Source organism: Salinispora tropica CNB-440, from assembly GCF_000016425.1.
Taxonomy (GTDB): domain Bacteria; phylum Actinomycetota; class Actinomycetes; order Mycobacteriales; family Micromonosporaceae; genus Micromonospora; species Micromonospora tropica.
In genome coordinates, this window is sequence record NC_009380.1 from 650,946 (window position 1) to 672,199 (window position 21,254).

General features: G+C 67.5%; 16 protein-coding genes, 1 tRNA gene and 5 pseudogenes. 16 read left to right on the forward strand and 6 right to left on the reverse strand.

What is annotated here, in order from left to right; translation table 11 throughout:
- Positions 1-2 precede the first annotated feature (2 nt).
- A pseudogene (locus tag STROP_RS23545) lies at positions 3-651 on the forward strand (nucleotidyl transferase AbiEii/AbiGii toxin family protein).
- A 619-nt stretch (positions 652-1,270) separates the two neighbouring features.
- On the opposite strand, the pseudogene STROP_RS02930 reads toward STROP_RS23545, so the two are convergent.
- The 5 genes and pseudogenes from STROP_RS02930 to STROP_RS02955 form a co-directional block, all read right to left on the reverse strand.
- A pseudogene (locus tag STROP_RS02930) lies at positions 1,271-1,689 on the reverse strand (NUDIX hydrolase).
- 965 nt (positions 1,690-2,654) lie between these two features.
- Entirely contained in the window at positions 2,655-3,131 is a 477-nt protein-coding gene (locus STROP_RS02940) for a SitI3 family protein (protein WP_011904494.1), read from the reverse strand.
- A gap of 13 nt (positions 3,132-3,144) precedes the next feature.
- Positions 3,145-3,566 (reverse strand): annotated as a pseudogene (locus STROP_RS02945) (CdiA C-terminal domain-containing protein).
- A 173-nt stretch (positions 3,567-3,739) separates the two neighbouring features.
- Positions 3,740-4,264, reverse strand: coding sequence for a DUF6244 family protein (locus STROP_RS02950; protein ID WP_011904495.1), 525 nt, complete (start codon positions 4,262-4,264; stop codon positions 3,740-3,742).
- 171 nt (positions 4,265-4,435) lie between these two features.
- Complete coding sequence (locus STROP_RS02955) at positions 4,436-4,699, reverse strand: PPC domain-containing DNA-binding protein (RefSeq protein ID WP_011904496.1); 264 nt, start codon at positions 4,697-4,699, stop codon at positions 4,436-4,438.
- A gap of 63 nt (positions 4,700-4,762) precedes the next feature.
- Here STROP_RS02955 and STROP_RS02960 point away from each other — a divergent pair.
- The 7 genes and pseudogenes from STROP_RS02960 to STROP_RS02990 all read left to right on the forward strand — a co-directional run bounded on the left by STROP_RS02960 (position 4,763) and on the right by STROP_RS02990 (position 11,400).
- A tRNA-Sec gene (locus STROP_RS02960) sits at positions 4,763-4,858 on the forward strand.
- A 25-nt stretch (positions 4,859-4,883) separates the two neighbouring features.
- Positions 4,884-5,897, forward strand: coding sequence for a selenide, water dikinase SelD (selD, locus tag STROP_RS02965; RefSeq protein WP_011904497.1), 1,014 nt, complete (start codon positions 4,884-4,886; stop codon positions 5,895-5,897).
- Positions 5,894-7,189, forward strand: a complete 1,296-nt coding sequence (selA, locus tag STROP_RS02970; protein ID WP_011904498.1) for an L-seryl-tRNA(Sec) selenium transferase — start codon at positions 5,894-5,896, stop codon at positions 7,187-7,189. Before selD ends, selA begins: the two co-directional genes overlap by 4 nt.
- Positions 7,180-8,994, forward strand: coding sequence for a selenocysteine-specific translation elongation factor (gene selB, locus STROP_RS02975; RefSeq protein ID WP_011904499.1), 1,815 nt, complete (start codon positions 7,180-7,182; stop codon positions 8,992-8,994). Before selA ends, selB begins: the two co-directional genes overlap by 10 nt.
- Positions 8,995-9,209: 215 nt before the next feature.
- Positions 9,210-10,476 (forward strand): annotated as a pseudogene (locus STROP_RS02980) (IS256 family transposase).
- 97 nt (positions 10,477-10,573) lie between these two features.
- Positions 10,574-10,883 (forward strand): annotated as a pseudogene (locus STROP_RS23550) (transposase); the annotation flags it as partial.
- 133 nt (positions 10,884-11,016) lie between these two features.
- Complete coding sequence (locus tag STROP_RS02990) at positions 11,017-11,400, forward strand: VOC family protein (protein WP_011904502.1); 384 nt, start codon at positions 11,017-11,019, stop codon at positions 11,398-11,400.
- 130 nt (positions 11,401-11,530) lie between these two features.
- On the opposite strand, the gene STROP_RS02995 is transcribed toward STROP_RS02990, so the two are convergent.
- Positions 11,531-12,109: a nitroreductase family protein gene (locus tag STROP_RS02995; RefSeq protein WP_011904503.1), complete on the reverse strand. Its 579-nt coding sequence runs from the start codon at positions 12,107-12,109 to the stop codon at positions 11,531-11,533.
- A 611-nt stretch (positions 12,110-12,720) separates the two neighbouring features.
- Between STROP_RS02995 and STROP_RS03000 the strand changes: the two genes are divergently transcribed.
- The 8 genes from STROP_RS03000 (at position 12,721) to STROP_RS03025 (ending at position 21,164) form a co-directional block, all read left to right on the forward strand.
- The gene (locus STROP_RS03000; protein ID WP_230582412.1) at positions 12,721-14,196 is read left to right on the forward strand and encodes a peptidase S9; all 1,476 of its coding nucleotides are present in this window, start codon (positions 12,721-12,723) and stop codon (positions 14,194-14,196) included.
- A gap of 78 nt (positions 14,197-14,274) precedes the next feature.
- A complete protein-coding gene (locus tag STROP_RS03005) occupies positions 14,275-15,138 on the forward strand; it encodes a class I SAM-dependent methyltransferase (RefSeq protein WP_011904505.1) in 864 nt (287 codons plus the stop codon).
- A gap of 179 nt (positions 15,139-15,317) precedes the next feature.
- Positions 15,318-16,265, forward strand: a complete 948-nt coding sequence (locus STROP_RS23555) for a DUF1702 family protein (RefSeq protein ID WP_011904506.1) — start codon at positions 15,318-15,320, stop codon at positions 16,263-16,265.
- 67 nt (positions 16,266-16,332) lie between these two features.
- On the forward strand, positions 16,333-18,195 hold the full coding sequence (locus STROP_RS03010) for an FG-GAP repeat domain-containing protein (RefSeq protein ID WP_011904507.1): 1,863 nt from the start codon (positions 16,333-16,335) through the stop codon (positions 18,193-18,195).
- A 101-nt stretch (positions 18,196-18,296) separates the two neighbouring features.
- A complete protein-coding gene (locus STROP_RS03015; RefSeq protein ID WP_230582415.1) occupies positions 18,297-19,241 on the forward strand; it encodes an L-seryl-tRNA selenium transferase in 945 nt (314 codons plus the stop codon).
- Positions 19,171-19,425 carry a hypothetical protein gene (locus STROP_RS25495; RefSeq protein WP_230582416.1) on the forward strand — a complete coding sequence of 85 codons (255 nt, stop codon included), beginning with the start codon at positions 19,171-19,173 and terminating at the stop codon, positions 19,423-19,425. The genes STROP_RS03015 and STROP_RS25495 overlap by 71 nt, the downstream gene beginning before the upstream one ends.
- Before the next feature lie 909 nt (positions 19,426-20,334).
- Entirely contained in the window at positions 20,335-20,715 is a 381-nt protein-coding gene (locus STROP_RS03020; protein ID WP_028564442.1) for a hypothetical protein, read from the forward strand.
- Between the two features lie 2 nt (positions 20,716-20,717).
- Entirely contained in the window at positions 20,718-21,164 is a 447-nt protein-coding gene (locus tag STROP_RS03025; RefSeq protein ID WP_018831403.1) for a hypothetical protein, read from the forward strand.
- The last annotated feature ends 90 nt before the right edge of the window (positions 21,165-21,254 follow it).

Genomic DNA, 21,254 nt, shown 5'->3' on the forward strand with positions numbered 1-21,254 from the left:
CGGTGGACCCCTTCCACGAACGCCTCGCCCGTGCCGGGCTTGGGGGCGGCCGATCGATACGGCTTCGCGCTGGCCGGCGGCTACGCGGTGCAAGCCGCCGGGCTGCTGGAGCGACCCAGTGAGGACCTCGACCTGTTCACCGCCTGGGACCGCCGCAACGAGTTCACCGCCGCGGTCACCGCCGTCGTGCACGTCTACCGAGACGACAGCCTCACCGTCGAGACCAAGCGGCAGTACGACACCTTCGCCCGGCTGGCCGTCACCGACGGTATCCGGGCTTCCAAGGTCGAACTCCGTGTGGACTGGCGCGCCAACGAACCGATCCTCATGGCGATCGGACCCGTCCCGCACCCAGACGACGCGGTAGCGAACAAGATGAGCGCCCTCTACGGGCGAGCGTTCGCCCGGGACTTCATCGACCTCGACGCCACCCTCCGATCCGGCCGCTACACCCACGACGCCCTCCTCGCCCTCGCGCGGCGCGCCGACCGTGGCTTCGACCCGCGCACTTTCGCCGACGCACTCGGACAAGCCACCCAGCTCGATCCCGACGACTTCGCCCAGTACGGCGTCACCGGACCAGTGCTGGACAATCTCCGAGGCCGATTCGCGGAGTGGCGCCGCGAACTGCTCGACGACGAGAAAGGATAATTCGGCTCCCGGCTCCCGGCTCGCGGCAACATTCACCTGCACCCGCAGGACCGACAACGTTCCGGCTGATCTTCGGCAAGCGATCGCAGCGAGCCCGCGAAGCGACCGGCACGCAACGGGTACGATGAAAAGCCGCAGGTCATCAGCCTATAGACACAGCGGAGCGTCGTCTTAGGAAACCGTTGCTCTATCCCCTGAGCTACGAGGGCGCGAGGGCCCAGTCTAGCGACCTGCGGGTTCACCTGGGGTGGCAGGGAGTGGCCCACGTTCACCCACGTTCCCCGGACCGCCGTTCTCCCAGCCCAGGACCACAGCTCGAGCACACGAACCCCGGTCTGCGACCGGCGGTCGGCCGCGGTGACCCGCGTTGGCACCGGTTGACCCGGATTGGCATCCGCTGGAGAGCACACACCGCGCACATCATCGAGACCGCCGGCCTCCATCCCGCCGGCCTGTCGTGGGCGCCACGCGTCCAGGCTCCCGGCGAAGCCGTCAGGGGGCCTGGATCGGAGCACGTTCTTCGCTGCCGTTCATGCTTTTTCCGGACCCAAGATCGAGTCCAGTCTGACGGAACACACTGAGCAGACGCCTTCAGTCGGCGTGCATGCAGGGACGTGAGTCAATCACGCAGCAAGTGCGCTTCATGCAAGTGAGCGAAAATCATCTTGTCGACGGGTGAGACTCTCTCCCGGTCACGCATGGTCAACCAGGCGAGTTCCGCAATCTCGTTCGCGGCGGCCAACTCACCGGTGTAGCCGGCCACATAGCACGTCATTCGCACGGTGACGCCGACGGGATGTCCGTGCGCTTGAGCCTCGAACGTTCCAAAATGCACAACGGTCGACGCATCGATTCGAACCGACAGCTCTTCCTGGACCTCGCGGATCAGTGTTTCGAGGTCGGATTCACCCGTCTCACGCTCCCCCCCGGAAGGTAATAGACATCCTTATCGACGGACCTTGTGCTCAGCACCCGCCGATCCTTCAAGTAGATCCAGGCGAGTTTGTCGATCAATATTGATCGGTTCTGCGCGGTCATCGCTGAGATACTACTAGCCCCGGAGGCCGGAGCCGGCTTCTCCACTCGGCGACCGATCCGGTGCGCCTCCTCCAACAGTCGCTCGGGAAGTCGATCCCGGTGGAGATCGTCAGGATCTTGCAGTTGCGGATCTCGCGGCAGCCGTGTCCGCGGTCCGTGGCGGGTCCCGTCCGGGGACGGCCCGCCAGGGCAGTCCCGGCGAGTTGGACGTGCAAGCCGGGCTGGTTGGCCTTGATGGTCAGGATCCAGTAAGCGCCGCGTTCGCCAAGGTAGGTGACGTGGTCGCGCTAGCAGTGCAAGCCGTCAACGTTCATTACCGTTTTGTGCAGGTCGCCGATCTGGTCAATCAACGGCGCAAAGCAAGTTGGTTTCGTTGGCCTTGCCGTCCGTCTCGGTGCTGGCCTGGACCACTCCGCCGGTAGCTTGATCACAGGCGGCGAGGGCACGCTGAGCGGCGGTGTCGGTAGTGCGGGAGCAGCGTAGGGTCTTGCCGTACTCGGTGACTGCCTGCCGCCGGTACGGTGCTGTCGCCGTTGTCGGGGTGGCCATTCAGCCGCTGGCGGAGGCGGTGAGCAGGTCTGGATCCACGGCCTGCAACCTGCAGCGGATCATCGTTTCCGACGGGCGACGGTCCGGGGCGATGCCCACCGCGAGCGCCGGTGGCGGCCGGGACGTCAGGGAACCACTCGGCGATCGCGGTGTACGAGCGATTGCTAACCGCCACGGCGCATATGGCGGCAATGAGGACGACCGTCAGTCGGTGCAGCACCCCGAGACGGCAAAGGGGATCCGGCAGATCTAACAGGGCCGCAGGCAGCCCAGCCGCGGTCTCGGGCACGGTGACCGCCCCTCGGTGCACCGAACAAAGACGAGATAAGCGATGACGATAGAGCGGGCATGACTCCCCGCGTCCGCCGCGATCGTCATGCGATGACCTAACGGAATGACTCCGGAAGATGCCGGGGTTAAGGATATACCTCCGCCGACGTCATGTGACCGCCAACGATTGACGGAACGTCTCGACAACACCAGCCGTGGGTGTTGTGCTTTCGAAGGGTGCCGGCGACACGGGTCAGCATCAGCACGTCGCCGTTGAGGGTCAGGGCCGCGTCCTCGGCCCTGCCGGCGAGGGTCCTGGCCACGGCCGCCAGCATGTGGGTTTTGCCTCTGTCGGCCAGGGTGTCCTTGCGCATGTAGAAGCTGACGTCGACGTAGGTCTTCGGCTCCCATTCCCACAAAGCGCCACCGTCGTCCTCGGCACTGTAGTAGCCGTGCCGGCCGCCGGTGATGTCCACGACGTACCCGCGCTCGTCGTTCAGGTCGGCGCTGAGCATTCTGCCGCCAGACGCCGTGGACGTCTCGACCGCTTCCGGAGCGGCCAGTTCCGCCACCTGTTCGAGCGGGATGTCGCCTGCCAGCGTCAGCCGGTACTCGACAGCCACCTGCACCCCTTCATCAGTCTCGCCGGACGATCTGAATGATCGCACCGTCGCGCGATAGCGCCGCTAGTTCCTTCAGTCCTGTGATGGGCCAGTCGTGGAACTGCTTGTGCAGGGTCGCGAGGTCTCCTCGCCAGTCGTGGAGGTTCAGCACGACGCGTTGGGTCTGCTCCGTGTCGACCTTCCTGGACACCGCGCTCCACACTGCGCGCGCTGGCACGGGAGGAGTGGGTGCGTAGCAGTCGAAGACGTGTCCCTCACGAGGAAGTCAGGTGCGTTCTCCGGCCTTCCCGAATCTCCGGTCTCGCGTCGTGCGTCCGCGACCTCCTGCCTCGTGGGGTTCTGGTGAACCCGATACCCCTTGCCGGCGACCCTGTCGGCACATTCGTTTTCCAATTCCAGGGCACGCCGCTCCCGAGGCTTCTCATTTGGCGGGATGCGGGTTCGACGCCCGGTAGGTGTCCCGCCGGCGACGCCGGTGGGACGCCTCGCCCACGGGGTTTCCCTGTCGGCGTCCGTGGAGACAGTTCCGCCCACGGTGGGGGTTGTCGGGGATGGGTCGCCGGTGGTGGTAGGGGTGGGGCTGGTCGGTGGGTGACCGCCAGCCCCTGTCAGTTTCCCGGCGACCCCAGCTGCCGGGCATGCGCGATCGCCGCTTCGACGGCCTGCCGGGCCCCGCCGGTGCGCTGCACGACCAGCACCAGGACCTGCTTAATGGCCTCCAGGGCCTGCAACAGCGGCCCGGGCTGCCCGCCCTGTAGGACCATGGCGACGAACTGCTGCGCCTCACCGACTCCGGTGATGGCCCCGGCCGCCGCGTCCCGGGCGGCGTCCACGGCACTCTGCACAGGCGCCAGCCCGGCGATCGTCTCCTGCGGGGTGGCCTCGTTCGGCACCGCAGCGGCGGCCGTCGTCGCCTCACCGATCGACCCAGCAAGTCTTCCCAGGCCGCCCTGGATGCCCGTGATCGCGTTGCGCACCCGTGCCACACCCGCCGCCACCGCAACGAAGCCCGCACCAGCAGCCCGCGACGCCGTCTCCTGCGCCTGACGGTCGGCGGCGGCCGACCCCTGCGCGCGTTCCACCCCGGCCATCAACGCACGGAGTTCACCGGTGATCTTCTCGATCTGTGACACGTGGCCGGCATCCCCTATCGATGAAAGTGGAAGTGCTCGACCGCTGAACCTACCGGTCTCCTCGCGAGGCCACTAGACACTGGGCGAGTCGGCACCGCAGGCGGCCAGTCGCATGAGCGGCTTCCGGTCCAGGTTCCAGCGCGTGTGGCGGGAGTGGATGCTACTGGCCTGTCAGCTGTCGCTGATACGCAACTGAGGCATGTCGTAGAGGCTCGCCTCGGGGATAAGACGCATGACGGGCCCGCTAATCTCGATGATCAGCATTTCGGTGAGGAACTGGACTGTCGCGGCGAGCAGGTGACTGGTATAGCCGGTCGCGCTGTGCTCCTCGAGTCCGACGCTGACGTCGATGTGCGGCGCGATCCGGTCGTGGGCGTCGTCGTAGGCGAGGGTCTGGTGCCGCAGCGGCGAGTGAACCGGCCACGCATTGTCCATCGGCTTGACCGTGCCCTGGGACCGCCAGTTTGACGGTGGGCGGGCTAGACTCCGTACACATATGGAGGCGTTTGAGTTCCTGGTGGTCTCCCCTGCCTTCAAAGCAGGTGGGCCTGGCTCAGCCTGGCCGGCGGGTTCGATTCCTGTCCGCCTCCGCCAAGGACGTCTACGGAGTGGTACATCGATGGTTGCGGTGGCCGAGGAAATGTTGCGTCTGACTCGGTACGCCCGCGGCGGCGGTTGTGCGTGCAAGATCCCGCCGGGGGAACTGGAGGCCTCGCTGGGCGGTCTTCTCAGCCCGCTGACTGCACCGGCTCATGAGCTGCTCGTCGGTTTAGAGACTGGCGACGACGCTGCGGCGGTCCGGCTGTCCGGCGAGACCGCGATCATCGTGACCACCGATTTCTTCACACCGGTTGTTGACGATCCGTATGACTGGGGCCGGATCGCTGCCGCGAACGCCCTGTCTGACATCTACGCGATGGGCGGGGATCCGATCCTGGCCGTCAATCTGTTGGCTTGGCCACGTGATCTGCTGCCGATGTCGATTGCGAGTGAGGTGCTGCGCGGCGGCTACGACATCGCCTGTGCGGCGGGGTGTCATCTCGCCGGGGGGCACAGCATTGACGACGCCGAACCGAAGTACGGGATGGCGGTTACCGGGATCGGCGATGCCCGTCGGTTGTTACGCAACGACGCCGGACGGGCGGGGATGCCGTTGAGCCTGACCAAGCCGCTGGGCGTCGGCGTCCTGAACTCGCGGCACAAGGCGACTGGTGAGGTCTTCCCGGCCGCTGTCGCCACGATGACCGCCCTCAACCGGGACGCCTCCCACGCAGCCCTGCGCGCCGGCGTGACCTGCGCGACCGACGTAACCGGCTTTGGCCTGCTCGGGCATCTACACAAGCTCGCGCGCGCCAGCGGGGTGACGGCGGTCGTCGACGCGGCCGCGGTGCCGTACCTGGACGGCGCCCGGGAGGCCGTCCGGGACGGGTTTGTCAGCGGAGGTAGCCACCGCAACCTCGACTGGGTGCAGCCGCATACCCGTTGGGGCGCGGGTGTCACCGACTCGGAGCGGCTGCTGCTCGCTGACGCGCAGACCTCCGGTGGAATGCTAATTGCGGGGGAGATCCCCGGCGCCACGGTGATCGGTGAGCTGGTTCCCGCCGACGGCGAGCACACCCTGGTCGTCGGGTGACCGGCGACCCGCGCCGGCAGATCCCCCGTACCGACACTCTGCTCACAGATCCACGTCTGTCCGAGGCGCACCGAATGCTCGGCGCCGAGGTTGTGAAGCAGGCGGTCCGGGAGGCCCAGCAGCGGGCCCGGGACGGCCGGATCAAGCCCGTCGACGTGTTGCCCGCCGCGCTTGCCGCACTGCCGCCGGCCCCCGCGCTGCTGCGCCGGGTCATCAACGCGACCGGCGTGGTGCTGCACACCAACCTCGGCCGTGCGCCGCTGTCGGCGGCGGCCGTCGAGGCGGTCACCGCGGCCGCCGGATATGTCGATATCGAGTACGACGTGACCACCGGCGCCCGGGCCCGCCGTGGCCGTAGCGCTCTTGATGCCCTACGGGCCGCGGTGCCCGACGCCGGCGACGTGCATGTGGTGAACAACGGGGCGGCCGCGATCGTGCTGGCCGCCACCGCGCTCGCAGCGCGCCGGGAGATCGTCGTTGCCCGGTCCGAGATGGTGGAGATCGGTGACGGCTTCCGACTACACGAGCTGCTGGCCAGTACCGGCGCCGGGTTGTGCGAGGTCGGCGCCACCAACCGGGCGCACCTGCGCGACTACGCCGAAGCCGTCGGCCCGCGGACCGGTTTCATCCTCAAGGTTCACCCTTCCAACTTCCGGATCGAGGGTTACACGTCGGCGGTTGGCGTAGCCGATTTGGCCAGGCTGCCGGTTCCGGTGGTCGCCGACATCGGGTCAGGGCTGCTGCGCCCGGAGCCGCTGCTGCCCGACGAGCCGGACGCCGCCACCTGGCTGCGTGAGGGCGCGACGGTGGTGACCGCGAGCGGTGACAAATTGCTCGGTGGCCCGCAGGCTGGGCTCCTGCTCGGCACCCGCGAGGTGATTGAGACGCTGCGCGGCCACCCTCTCGCCCGGGCGTTGCGCGTCGACAAGCTCACCCTCGCCGCGCTGGAGGCGACCCTTCGCCGGCCCGTCACCCCCACCGCCTCAGCCCTACACGCCGACGAGGGGGAACTGCGGGAACGCGTGGAGAGGCTGGCAGCCCGGCTGGTCGCGAGCGGCATTGCCGCGACGGTGACGCCCAGCGCCGGGGTCGTCGGGGGCGGCTCGGCGCCGGGCCTGCGGTTGCCCGGCTGGGCCGTTCGACTCCCACCAGGGCTTGCCGAGCCGCTGCGCCACGGCGTCCCGTGCGTGGTTGGCCGGGTCCACGATGGTCACTTGCTGCTGGACCTGCGTTGCGTCCCGCCAGCCGAAGACGGCACCGTGGCGCAGGCGGTGGAACGCGCATGTTCGTGATCGCCACAGCCGGTCACGTCGACCACGGAAAGTCGACGCTGGTGCGGGCACTGACCGGCATGGAACCCGACCGCTGGGCCGAGGAACGCCGCCGCGGCATGACCATCGACCTCGGGTTCGCCTGGACCACCCTCGACAACGAACACATGACCGCGTTCGTCGACGTGCCCGGCCACCAGCGCTTCGTGTCGAACATGCTGGCCGGCGTCGGGCCGGTCACCGCCGTCCTGTTCGTCGTCGCCGCCGACGAGGGCTGGCGACGGCAGTCGGCGGAGCATCTGGCGGCGCTGCAGGCCCTTGACGTGCGCCACGGCGTCCTCGCGGTCACCCGCTGCGACCTCGCCGACCCTGGCCCAGCCATCGAGCAGGCACACGAACGGCTACGCGACACCGGTCTGGCCGGAATGCCCGCGGTCGCAGTATCCGCGGCCTCCGGCCACGGCCTCGCCGCTCTGCGCACCGCGTTGCGCGAACTCACGCGGGCGCTTCCGGCGCCACGGACGGGTCCAGCGAGACTGTGGGTCGATCGATCCTTCACCGTACGGGGAAGCGGCACCGTGGTCACCGGAACACTCGGGTCCGGCACCATGGCGGTTGGCGACGAACTCGTACTCGAACCCGCAGGTCGACCCGTACGGATCCGCGGCCTGCAAAGTCTCAAGACCAAGGTCGAGCGAGCCAAGGCGGTGTCCCGGCTAGCGGTCAACCTACGCGGCCTCGGCGCCAACGAGGTCCGACGCGGGTACGCGCTGGTCCAGCCGGGCGCCTTCACGAGGGTCACCACCATGGACGTACGGCTGATAAGGCAAGCCGACAGGTTACCTACCCACCTCGTCCTGCATATCGGATCGGCGGCGGTGCCCGTACGCCTGAGAAAACTCGGACCACACGCCGCCCGCCTCGCCCTGACCACCGCGCTACCGCTACACGTGGGCGAGCGAGGCCTGCTGCGCGACCCAGGCGCCCAGCACATCGTCGCCGGCATCGTCGTTCTCGACACCATGCCCCCGCAACTCCACGCCCGAGGCGACGCCAGACGCCGGGCCACACAACTGACGGGCATGAGCGATCGGCCCGACGCGGTTGCTGACATCGCCCGTCGAGGGGCTGTCAGGCGCGAAGCGCTCGTCACCGCAGGAGTTCTAGCCTACGAAACCGAGGTGCCGGCAGACGTCGTCGCCGTAGGCGAGTGGCTGGTCGCCCCAACCCTCTGGAAGACCTGGGTGTCCGCGTTGAGCGCAGCTGTCGACGAGTGGGCGGCGGCGAACCCGCTCTCACCCGGCCTTGCGCCGGAGGCGGCTGCCGGGCGGGCCGGCATCCCCGACCTCCGGCTGATCGGAGCGCTGATGGCCGACGCGGGGCTCGTGCTCGGCAGCGGCGCCATGCGCCGCAAGGATGCCAAGATCCGGTTCCCCGAACCAGTGCGCCGCGCACTCGACGAGATTCGCGCACGACTGCGTGAAGACCCGTTCGCCGCCCCCAGCGCCGAGGAACTCGCACGACACCGGTTGTCCCGGCAGCACCTGGCCGCCGCGGTCAACGCGGGTCTGCTGTGCCGTATCGCACCCGATGTATACCTGCTACCCGACGCGCCGACCGAGGCGGCGCGCCGACTCGCGGGCATCGATCAGCCATTCACTGTCAGCCAGGCCCGCATCGCATGGGGCACCAGCCGCCGCGTCGCGGTACCGCTTCTCGAGTACCTCGACAATCAGGGCGCCACCCGACGCACGGGCAACACACATCGGTTGTTGACTTTCCGTACTGTAGCTGGGCCTTCCCTCCCTGAGCCTCAATACCACTGACGATGGGGACCACCCACTACCGCCTCTGCCACTACCCGAGAGCCGGGGTGCCCGAGTGCTCGACATGGACGATGTCGCCCTGTGCCAGCATCGCCGTTACGTCACCGTCCTGATCGACGGTCATCCGCCAGCGGCCGGAGGGACTAGATTTCCGTGTTTGACCTGGGTGTGGTCCGTTGGACAGGACGTTGATCCTGTCCGGGAAGGACCACGTCATGGCAGACAAGAAGAACGCTGTTCAGCTTCCGCAGCCGACGGCGGCGGAGGTGGAGTTCGCGCAGCAGCTGGTCGAGCGGGCCAGGGCCGATGGAGTGTCGTTGGTCGGGCCGGGTGGGCTCCTCGCGGGGATCACCCGCACGGTCCTTGGATCAGCGCTCGACGCCGAACTGGATGCTCACCTCGACACCGTCGGTGTCGACGAGGCGACCGGCCGGCGGACCAACATCCGCAACGGGCACGGAGTCAAGACGGTGCAGACCGAGGTCGGGCCGGTGCGGATCCAGATTCCTCGGGATCGGGCGGGGTCGTTCGCCCCGCGGATCGTCTCGAAGCATGCCCGCAGGTTGGACGGGTTCAACGAGGCGATCCTGTCGCTGTATGCGAAAGGGTTGACGACCGGGGAGATCTCCGCGCATCTGGCGGATGTGTATGACGCCGAGGTGTCTCGGGAGTTGATCAGCCGGGTCACCGACAGTGTCCTGGACGAGATGGAAGCGTGGCGGCAGCGGCCTCTGGACCGGGTGTATCCGGTGGTGTTCATCGACGCCCTCGTCATGAAGATCCGGCAGGGGCAGGTCGCGAACCGGCCCGTCTACGTGGTGGTCGGGATCAGCCTCGACGGGGAACGTGACGTGCTGGGCATGTGGGCCGGGACCGGCGGGGAAGGAGCCAAGCAGTGGGCCGGCTACCTCACCGAACTGCGCAACCGTGGGGTGAAGGACGTGTTCATGGTCTGCTCCGACGGGTTGAAAGGCATGACCGACGCGATCGAACACGTGTGGCCGCAGGCCGTGCACCAGCAGTGCGTCGTGCACCTGGTCCGGGCCAGCCTGCGTGGCACGAATCGCCAGGACTGGCAGAAGATCACCCCGGCGTTGCGGGAGATCTACACCGCCCCCACGGTCGCGGCCGCCGAGGCCCGGTTCGAGGAGTTCGCCACGCAGTTCGGTGACCAGTACCCTGCCGTGATCCGGCTGTGGCGGACCTCGTGGCCGCAGTTCGTGCCGTTCCTGGACTACGACCATGAGGTCCGCAAGGTCCTCTGCACCACCACCATCATCGAAAGCCTCAACGCCCGGTTCCGGCAGGCCGCCCGCCGGCGCGGGCACTTCCCGACCGAGCAAGCAGGCCGCGATGAAGGTCCTCTACCTCGTCGTCCAGCAGAAACACCGGGGCGGTGGGAGCATCACCGGCCGGGTCTACGGTTGGGCCAAGGCCCTCAACGCCCTGATCCTCGCCTACGGCGACCGGATCACCATCTAACCGCATCGATCACATCCAGCGGTCAAACACGGAAAACGCCACACTCCCGCCTGCTCGGCGAACTGCTGGGCGGACTCGACCTTCACCAGGACGATCGGGGTCCGGCTGGCTGGAGTTCCTGCGGTTGCTGACCGTCCGCGGCCTGTCTGGGGTCCGCCTGGTCATCTCCGACGCTCACGCCGGACTCGTGGCCACGATCGAAGCGACGCTCCCCGCCGTTGCCGAACACCTCGACGCCGCCCGCGACGACGTGCTTGCCCTCACCGGGTTCCCCGGCGAGGTCTGGCGCCAGATCTGGTCGACCGGGGGCGATCATCCGCCTCGTCGGCGCGGTCCTGGCCGAGCAGGCCGACGACACCACCCAACACGACACCGAACAGACCGACTCGGCACCGATCGCCGCATAGCATCAGACCGGATCCCGCGATGCCCGTCTCCTACACCACCAGCGCGGACGTGACCTGTGTGGCAGGACAACCTGGCTGGTCGGTAGGACCGGGACATTGACCATGCGCGTTGGCGGTCGAAAGGAGATGGGGGATGGAGCGGGTATACGGCATCGGAGGTTACTTCTTTCGGGCACGAGACCCAGAAGGGCTGAGCCGATGGTATCGGGACAATTTGGGCGTCGTTGCGGAGGACCTTGACGGCTACTGGTTCCAGCAGGGTGGTCCGACCGTATTCGCGCCGTTTCCCGAGCACACGGACTACTTCGGATCGTCGGGGCAGAAGACCATGCTGAACTTTCGGGTGGTAGACCTCGACGCAATGTTGGCCCAGCTTAGGGCCGGGGGCGCCGAGGTGGACCACCGCGTCGAGACCGACGACAACGGGCGGTTCGGCTGGGCCATCGATCCCGAGGGCAACCGCTTCGAGTTGTGGGAACCTGCCGACGGTGTCGCCGATCCGGTCACCCCGGCGTAGCGGACACGCGTCAGGAGCCACCCGAGGCACTGCGTCACCTCTGTGTATCTGTCAGAGTAGTCGCCAAAGGTCCCCTCGTGGACCAGTCTCTCCGGGACGGACCGGCGCGACGGGGCCTGGTGCTAGATACTCATGACGCTCGCCGTCTGTGCGTCGTCCCCCACCGGCCGGTGAAGGCGATCTCCGCCAAGGGCAGCCGGGGGCGGGGCGGGAGAGCGCAGGAGATATCGGCGGTTGCGCGGCCGACGGCAAGGATCACAAACGGCTCGAAGTCTGCCGGCACCTCGAACGCCGCCATCAGCGGGCGGCGGCGGAATCCGCCTAGCTGCGCAATGCGCCAGCCGGTGGCCCGGGCCTGCACGCTGAGCCGGGCCACCGCGAGACCAAGCTCGTATTCGGTGCCGTCCAACGGCCCGCCTTCAACGCTACGAGTCTGGCGTAGAGCCAAGATCAGCGTCCCGGCGCCACGGGCGGTCGTCCGGTTGGTCGGCGTCAACGCTCGGTGCAACTCGTGGAAGGTGCGGTCGCCCTTGCGTCCCACCAAAAAACGCCAGGGCTGCCGGTTCCACCGCGAGGTGGTCCACCGGGCCGCCTCGAGTAGTCCGGCCACCCGGGTCCAGGGCAACGCCGACCCGTCGAAGATCTGAGTGTTGGCCGCTGGTGTGAGCAGCGGGTGCACGATGTCGGTCGCAACCGAAAGCCCAGCCATCCCTTGGATCCCCTCCCGCGGCCGACGCTCGCCGGCTTCCGCTTCGCGCAATTCAATGGCATAGGCCCTAGCCGCTCTACCTAAATCTTGCTGAACCGTTCTTAATCAATGAAGTCGGCGTTGTCGGACCGGAAGCAGCAGGTGTCAGCAAGATTCAAGAAGCTGGCATCCCCCTGCCCCTGTACGACTTGATCGTCGTGTCCAACGCGGATCAGTAAGTCGGTACACGTGCGACCCAGGAGGTTCGAGGTGCAGTTCTATGCGACGCTTTCTTGCCGGTCCGATGGGCCGTCCCGCTGTGACCGGCCCGTGTCGTGAAGCGGATTGCTGGGGGTGGAGGCATCGCTGGGGCGGGGGTAAAGGGATTCCGTCTACGACGACTCGCCGCCGATCCGAACGGTTCCGGGGACGGTGCCATAGCGCCCGACGGAACCAGATTCGTCGCTTCGTCGAAACGCAACGGCTCCGTCAATCTTTGGTTTTTCGACCTGAGCTCGGGGAAATGGCAGCAGGGAACGTGGGGAACCGGTGACGATATAGAGGCGCAGTGGTCGCCGGACGGCCGGCAGCTGACGTTCACCTCATCTCGCGGCGGTCACAAGGCGATCTGGTTGTACCGGCTGAGCGACGGACAAGTCCGGCAGCTGACGTCAGCCGACCACGAGGAGGAGTACCCCTCGTGGTCACCGGACGGAAGCACGGTCGCCTTCGTCGGCGGCTCGTGGGGCCGCCGGCACTTTCTGGTGGTGCCCGCTACCGGCGGCACGCCTCGCCCGGTGACCACCAACCCGGGACGCGCCGGCGCCTGTTCATGGGCACCGGACGGGCGATGGCTTGTCTGCCACTCGTACGACACCGGTGCAGGCGCAGTGTGGCTGCTCGATAGCCAGACCGCAGAGGCAATCCAGGTCACCGACGGCTCGTCGTGGGACTACAAGCCCACCATCTGCCCAACCCGGCCGGCGGTCGCCTTCTCGCGAAGCAACGAGGGGCGGTCCGTCATCTGGGTTCAACGCCTCGGCGACGGCACCGGCGGCCCGCTTGTCGTCACCGGTGCGGACGATCGCTGGCCCACCTGGACGCGAGACGGAAACCACCTCTTCTTCCACCGGCTGGTAGACGAGGGGGCAGGCATCGCGGTGTGGGACCGCAGAACGAGAGTCGTACGGGACCTCGTGCCGGCAGAGCACAAGCCCCGCTACGCGTCCTTCGCTCCGGACGGACGCCGGATCGTTTACGGCACTGAGGCCGGCGGCCGATCCAGGTTGCGGATTCTGAACCTGGACACCGGGACTTCCCAGCCCCTACCAGCTGGCGAGGCCGCCTTCCCGACCTGGTCCCCGGACGGTCGGACGATCGCATGCACGGTTCGTCCCGACCCCAGCTCTCGATGGGAGATCGCGACTGTTGATGTGTCCAGTGGGCAGGTGCAGCTCTGGACAACCGGCCGTACCGACCTGCGGGGACTCCACGCGCCCGTCTCCTTCGCACCTGACGGGCGGCGCCTGGTGTTCCGCAGCGAGACGGAACCGTTCGAAGCAAACCTGCTCGTCCTGGATCTCAACAGCGGCCGGTTCACCAACCTCACCGAGGACAGCTGGTGGGACGAGGCACCGTCGTTTTCCCCCGACGGGCGGAGCGTCATCTTCATGTCCACCCGCGGTGGTGACTGGACATGGGGCTTCTACCGCATCGACCTGGACAGCAAGGAGATCGTGACGGTCGCGGGCCCGGACTACATCGAGCGCAACAATCCACAACTTACCGTCGATGGTCGGGTCCTGTCGACGATGGTCGCCTCGAAGGTCGAAGAACTGTACGAACAGTTGCCCGATGGTGCCGGGCGTGTCGTGACGGAGGCAGGACCGGCAGTCCGCTATCCCGTGCCGTCTGCCGACGGTGAACAGGTCGTCTTCACCCGTACCCGGACGACCGTCGAGTACTGGCTCGCGGAAAACGTCTGGGCCGCCGACTCGCCTCTCGCCCCACTCGCACGACCCTTGGTCGCCGAAGCCGGGACGCCGCAGGTCATCGACCAGCCACCGCTCGGCCCGGTACGTAGCCCCGTCGATACCCGACGCAGATGACGGATGTGACTCGCCCCATCCGGTCGGATGGGCATCAAACGACGTTGCCAGGCATATCGCCTACCGGAGGAGCAGACAATGGCTGAAGCATCGGAACAGGCACGAAAGGTAGATGTCGTTCTCGGCGAGGGCGACAAGAACCTCCTCTACGACACAGTGACCGGGCCGATCTGGCGAAAGGCTGTGTACGAGCCGGTCCACGGCGGGTGGGAGTTCACCAACATTGCCGGTGCCCGCCTACTCGACGCCGTCGCGACGATGTTCCGGATAGGACCGCTCACGCACGTACTCGAGTTCTGTTCCGGCACCGGCGCGGTCGCCCGGTACCTCAACCAGCGGGCTGGCTGCTCTGTCACCGGAGTGGAACTCAACAGTGTCCAGCTCGCCACTGCCCGACGGGCCCGAGCCGAAGCAGGTCCGGGGTTGGCTCGTGTCTCGTTCGTCGAGGGAGATGTCACCCGGTGGCAACCGGACCGGCTCTATGACTTGGCCCTTGTCATCGATTCGCTCACTTTGCTGTCAGACCCGGTCGCCGCGCTGCGCAACGCCCGGCGGGCACTGTGCTCCGAGGGGTGGCTGATTTTTTCCGACACGGCAGCGGGACCCAGGATGACCGCGGATACTGAACGGCAGGCCTGGGACCTCGACGGTCTGCGCCCACTGCCGCGTCACCCAGGAACAGTCGACTTGTTCGCCTCGGCGGGTATGACAGACGTCCACACGATCGACGCGACCGACACCGCCGTCGACTGCTTTCAAACCATCGCGGCCGCCTTGACCGACCGGGCTGACGAACTCGCCGCTGTGGCGACGGCTGAGGAACTCGCGGACTGGCACGTGTCAACGCACTTCTACCTGGACGCCTACCGCACCAGGCAGCTCACGTACTGGCACGGGTGCGCTCGCCGGCCTCGTCGGGCGAGCTCTCCCACGGCAGCCTGATTCCATCGACCCCACGGAGTGGAAATGAACTACAAGCGCGGGCCGGTCATCCTCCCCATGGTAACGCCCTTGAATGACCCACGGGACGCGTACGGACACCGGCTCGTAGTCATTGGCGGGAGTCAGGCCGACGATCGGGCCTACCGGTGACAGCCCGTAAGGGCAGGGGAAAGCTGATCGTGCCACCCCTGACCCCTGCGATCGTCGAACTCGCCGGGCGCCAGCACCGGCGTGGGGAAGCCGCCAGCCGATTGCTTTTGCAGACCCGCGCGATCGCCTTTGTCGAGGGCTACGAGCTGCGGCGGCGAACTCGGCGGAACGATGTCCACGCAGAACTGGCGCGAATCCGACCTGATAACCGTGGCTTCGCCTACGAAGGAGCTGCGCTGGCCGCGGCGCTGGCAGATCTCGCGACACCGCGTCGAGGACAACGGCGCTACGGCTTGGGGAGCTCTGATACCCATCTAGGTAGCCTGCTCGCCGGTCCCGGTACGGGCTTCGTGCACCTAATCCATGTTGGCGCCGGATGGTCGGCCGCCCTGCTGCCCTGGCGTATGTTGCACCGCCGCCTTCCGCTCGACTCGCTACTGCGCTGGCTCGCTGTGGACGGGGCGGGGTTTTCCCGAGGTTTTTTCGGAGGGCCGCGTTGGATTCGCCGGCTAGCTCATCGGCCAGACCGGGAGGATCCGGTCCAGGCGGTGCTTTGCCAGGGGGTAGGCCGCAGTCTCTGGTTTGTCGAGTGCGGCGATGGCGCCGGACTCGGGCGACATATCGAGCGGTTTCCACCAGGTCTACGGCGTGAACTGTGGGCCGGCGTCGGCCTCGCCGCGTCCTACGCGGGCGGTGGCACAGACCGCCAAATCGAGCAGTTGCTGACCTTAGGTGGAGAGGATCGTGCCGCCCTGGCCCAAGGGGCGGTCTTCGCCGCCGAGGCACAACGCACCGCAGGTCACATTCCTGCCCATACGGAGGCGGCCGTCAGCGCATTCACCGGGGTGTCGGCCCACACCGCCGCCGATTGGGCGCGCGACTCCTATGAGTTCGCCCGTGCCCTTGGTTCCGAAATCGAGTCCTACCGGTGGTGGCAATGCGAGATTCGCAGCCGTGCCACTGCTGTGGCCGACTGAGCCCCAGTTCTGCCGGCTCTGATCCATGTCCGCTGGCGGCTTCTGCCGCCACGACCAGGGAGAAACCATGTCCATGTCACTGCGTCGCATGCTGCCCGGAGCGTTGGCGACGGTCCTCGTCGCCGCTATCGGCGTTTTCACCGTCCGGCCGGCGCCCGATCCGGGCGAGATGGACGTTCTCGCTGCCCGCTTCGCCTTCGAGGTGCACCCGCTGAACACCGCCCCTGCGGGAGCCCAGCATGTTCGTGTTGTCGCGCCCGACGTATCGGGCATTCGGTCCTGGATATCCGCTGTGGGCGCTGCGGTTGCGCTGCTCGACGCCGATGGCAATCGACGTCACGACGATGTGTGCCTGGTCGACCCGAGGGACGACTCAGTTCGGGTCTTCCCGGTACCCGGAACCGGCGACCGGTACCCAGCAGCGTCCCTGTCTCCTCCACCCGGCCCGATTGACCATTTCGCGCCAATGGGTTGTGTCCCAACCGACCTGGACGCAGACGGCGACAGCGACCTGATTGTCTACTACTGGGGTCGGTCGCCAGTGCAGTTCCTGCGGATCGGTGCCGGATGGCATCCAGTGGAGCTGGTCCAGCCAGCGCAGGTGTGGAACACGACCGCACTGGTCGTGGGTGACCTGGACGGCGACGGCGCGCCGGACGTCCTGGTGGGCAACTACTTTCCCGATGGCGCAAGACTGCTTGACCCGGGAGCGGCCGGAGACGGGCGGATGCACATGCAGGCGGGTATGGCGGACGCCGGCAACGGGGGGACGAACCGAGCCTTTCTTTCCCGCCCCGGGCCTCCGGACACAGCACCGGCCTGGCTCGATGCCTCCACCGGCGTGCCGGACCGTGCCGCGCGGTCGTGGACGCTCGCCTTCGGCCTACAGGACCTGACGGGAGACTTGCTGCCGGAGGTCTACCTCGCCAACGACTTTGGCCCGGATCACCTGTTGGTTAATCACTCCCGGCCGGGGCAGCTGGATCTGCGTCCGGTTGTGGGAACACGGAGCGCGCTGGTGCCAAAGTCCAAGGTGCTGGGCCGTGACTCCTTCAAGGGCATGGGTGTCACCTACACCTATCCGGACGGCGCTGAGCTGCCCACGATCGTGGTCAGCAACATCACCACTCCATGGGGTCTACAAGAGAGTAACTTCGCTTTCACCCCGACTGGACCGGGCGCAGACCTGCTCGACGGTCGACTGCCCTACAAAGACCGTAGCGAGGCACTGGGCCTCTCCCGTAGCGGGTGGGCCTGGGACGTCAAGGCGGTCGACTTCGACGGCGACGGCAATGACGAGTTGCTGCAGGCGACGGGCTTCGTGGCCGGAAAGCGGTGGCGCTGGCCCGAGCTCCAGGAACTTGCCATGGCCAACGATCAGCTGCTCCAGCACCCATGGGCCTGGCCCCACTTTCGTCCGGGTGACGACATTTCGGGGCACCAGGCCAACGTGCTCTGGACGCGGCATGGTGGACGGTACATTGACATCGCCCCGCAGAGCGGGCTTGGCCACCGAGATGTCAGCCGCGGTATCGCCATTGGCGATGTGGACCTCGACGGTCGGCCGGATGCGCTGGTGGCCAACCAGTGGCAGGACAGCCGGCTGGTGCTGAACCGGTCTCGGTCGACCAGCCAGTCAACACTGATCCTCAAACGGGCCGGCGAGGGCGGACGGCAGACCACACTCGCTCTCGGTGCGTCCGTGGTCGCTCGGCCGGGCGACGGCCGGCCGGACCTGCGGGCCCAGCTCTATCCCAGCAACGGACACGCGGGGGTATCCAGCCCCGAGCTCTTCTTCGCCGTCGACGGGATCACCCCGTTCGTGGTGTCATGGCGTACGGCGGGCGGGGTGCGGACCGCGCAGGTTAGTCTGGGACCGGGCCGGCACGAACTCGTGCTACACGACGACGGCCAGGTGGCCACGCGATGAGGGCCCAAACGAGTCGGCCCACTGCGATGCCGACCCGGACCGACGGCGACCTACCACCGGCGACAACGGATGCCCGCACACGCGGTGAGCGCACCTCGGACATGTCGGGTGTCGCTCCGCTGGGCCGGGGTGCGACTGGTGCGACCCGCCACGTCATCAACGCCACCAGCGTTCTGGTGCATCCCGGCCTCGGTCGGGCCGTGCTTTCGGGTTCGGCCCAGCGGGCCGTTGAGGTGGCCTTCGGCTGCACCGACCTGGAGTACGGTCTGAACACCGGGCAACGAGGGCGTCGCGGCCGGGAAACGGTCGCCGCGCTGCTCGCGGCCGTGCCGACTGCCGGGGCGGCATACGTGGTCAACAGCAACCCGGCGGCGCTGGTGCTCGCTGCAACGGTACTCGCACCAGGTCGGGAGCTGGTGATCAGCCAACGGGAACTGTACGAGATTCGCGATGGCTTCCGTCTGCCCGAACTACTCACCTCGACCGGAGCCCGGCTCTGCCCCGTTGGTACCGCGGACGGCGCCGTCCTGGATGACTACCGCCAAGCGGTGTGGTCCGGCACCGGGTGCGTGCTCACCCTCGTCCCGGCCCGAGGCGGCTCGGACGGAGCGTGTGGCAGGCCGGACGTGACGGCCCTTGCTGGTCTGCGGGTCCCGGTGATCGCCGACATCAGTTCGGGTCTGCTGCGCCCCGAGCCGGCGTTGTCTGGTGAACCGGACGCAGAGACTGCGCTGCGACAGGGAGCCACGCTGGCTACCGCTAGCGGCGACAAGTTGTTGGGGTGGGCCGCAGACCGGGCTGCTGATCGGCGACCGGGCCGTCATCGAGCAGGTGCGACGGCACCCGCTCGCCCGTGCGATGTAGGCGGACAAACTGGCCCTCGCCGCCCTGTGCGCGACCATCGTCGACGGCGGTACCCCCACGCTCGCTGCCGTTCGGACGGTTCACAGCGACTTGAGAGCCCGAGGCAAGTGGTTGATTGGCGCACTGCGGGCCGGGGGAGTCGCCGCCGAACTGGTCGAGTCCCACGTCACGGTGCTCGGTGACACCAGCAGCCGCCGGCGCAGCTATGCGGTCGCCATCGACCAGCGGCTCGCAGATCGACTACGCCGGGGTGGGCCGGCCGGGGTGGGGGATCTGCGGGACGGGCGGCTGCTGCTGAACCTGTGCCCGGTACCGGCCGACGTCGACACCGACCTGGCCCTGGCGGTACTCGCGGCTGCATCGTGACCGGATCAGGCGAGCAATCCGCGAGAAGTCGTTTCGGCCCGGCGGCGCGTAGAAAGGAGTCTCATGCTCAGATGACGGAGGAAGTGGATGTCTGGTTCGGTGCGCGTTGGGCATTGCGCCCGGCACCTGGCGGGCACGCGGACGAGTGAGCGGGACCGACAGGAACTGCGCGCCACGGTCGAATGGTCCAAAGCCCCTCTGGTATGCCTGCTGTGCGTCCAGCCGACGGCCCAGGCCAGTTCGGCTGACGTGCGGTGCCACCTACTCGACATCGAGGTGGCACCGACGCCGCTCCGGCCGCGGTCAAGGAAGTTCCTGCTGGTACGCCGGCACAGCCCGGGTCTGGGTCTACGACAACGACTCTGACCTGCTCCTGGAGTTCTTCCTCGACTCGCCCGTCGGCCGTCTCGCGTCGGTCACGGGCGTGCGCGCCCGATCGCCACTGACCGGTCCGGGCTGGCCGAGGCACTCGACCTGCTCCGTGCGGCCGACCGGCTCGTTTCGTGCGCTGGGGCGAACCGGTGGGTCGTGGTGCCGTAGGTCTCCCGGGTGGCGACAGCCGTCGACCACTCACACCCGGGCAGATGCCTCTACATGCTTCTTTTACTGGTCGGCCACGAACGTCCGCGACGGCTCGGGCGGACGTCAGTCGACCTGAGCGCGGGCGAAGTGGTCGGGGTCTGAGGGGCGGAGGTCGTTTGGCGGATGAGATGCCACCGCAGTCATGACCCACGCAGCCGAAGATAGGGATGCACCATGAACGCTGCCAGACCCTGCCTGTCCGGGCAGTCGAGCTCCGATGATAACGGACCGTGGTAGGCCACGGTGTCCGACTCTGAGGTCCGCCGCCGCTGCTCATACCCGGGCCGCGGGTCATCCACCGGTCGAAACGGAGGCCCTCACCACCAGGTGCCGGGCGGGCTGCTACTGACGGCCGCTATCACCGTGCACGCCGCCCTACTCTGGATCGACCCTGAATTGGTGATCGAAATAGGGGGGATGCCGGCGGGCCTGCAGAACGCGTTCCGCGCACTCGCCCTGGCATGCGCCACCCTGATGCTGGCTTTTCAGGTCATGAGTCTGCTGGGCCGGATGCATCAGCACCGGCGTCGCATCGTGGCTCTGGTGGCGATCTGGTGGGTCATCGCGGCCGTGGAGTCGATGATGGTCGACTGGCAGTCCGTTATCTGGCTTGCCGAGCTGGCCCTCGCCTGGCTTGCGGCGAACTGCCTGCGGATCGTCGCCCGCGAAGAGGCCAGGGAGCTGTTGAGTGTGAACCGGAGGAGTTGACGGTGGACTGGCAGTCCCTGGGCACACCCATCGCCGCCGTCTGCACCGCGATCCTGACCTACCTGGGTACCCGGCACGTCACCAAGGTCGAGCGCAGGCGCGAGGAAGCCCGCCTCGCCGAGGTGGCGCGCGACGAGGCCCTCGTCGTGGAGCAGGCCCTGTCCGTAGCTCACGAAAAGGCGCGGGCCGCGATCATTTTGGAACGAAACGAGCTGTTGGAACGCTGGCAGCGCACCCTCGACGAGGCCCGTGACGACCGTCAGCGCCTGCTCCATGAGCACCGGGCCGAGATCGCCCGGGTTCGCGAAGAGGCGCGAGACGAGGTGGCTAGCGTCCGGGAGAGTGCGCAGCTGATCATCGGCGACCTGCGCAGGCAAGTCGTGCAACTGCGGTCCGATCTGCAGGCGAGCCGGGACCAGTGGCGGTATGACCGGCCGAACGATCTGTGACCGACTGATCCCTTTGTGCGTCGAGCCTCGACGCATCGCAAGGCGGAAGAAGTACGCCGAGTGTCGAGCGATCTACAACAGACTTTTCGA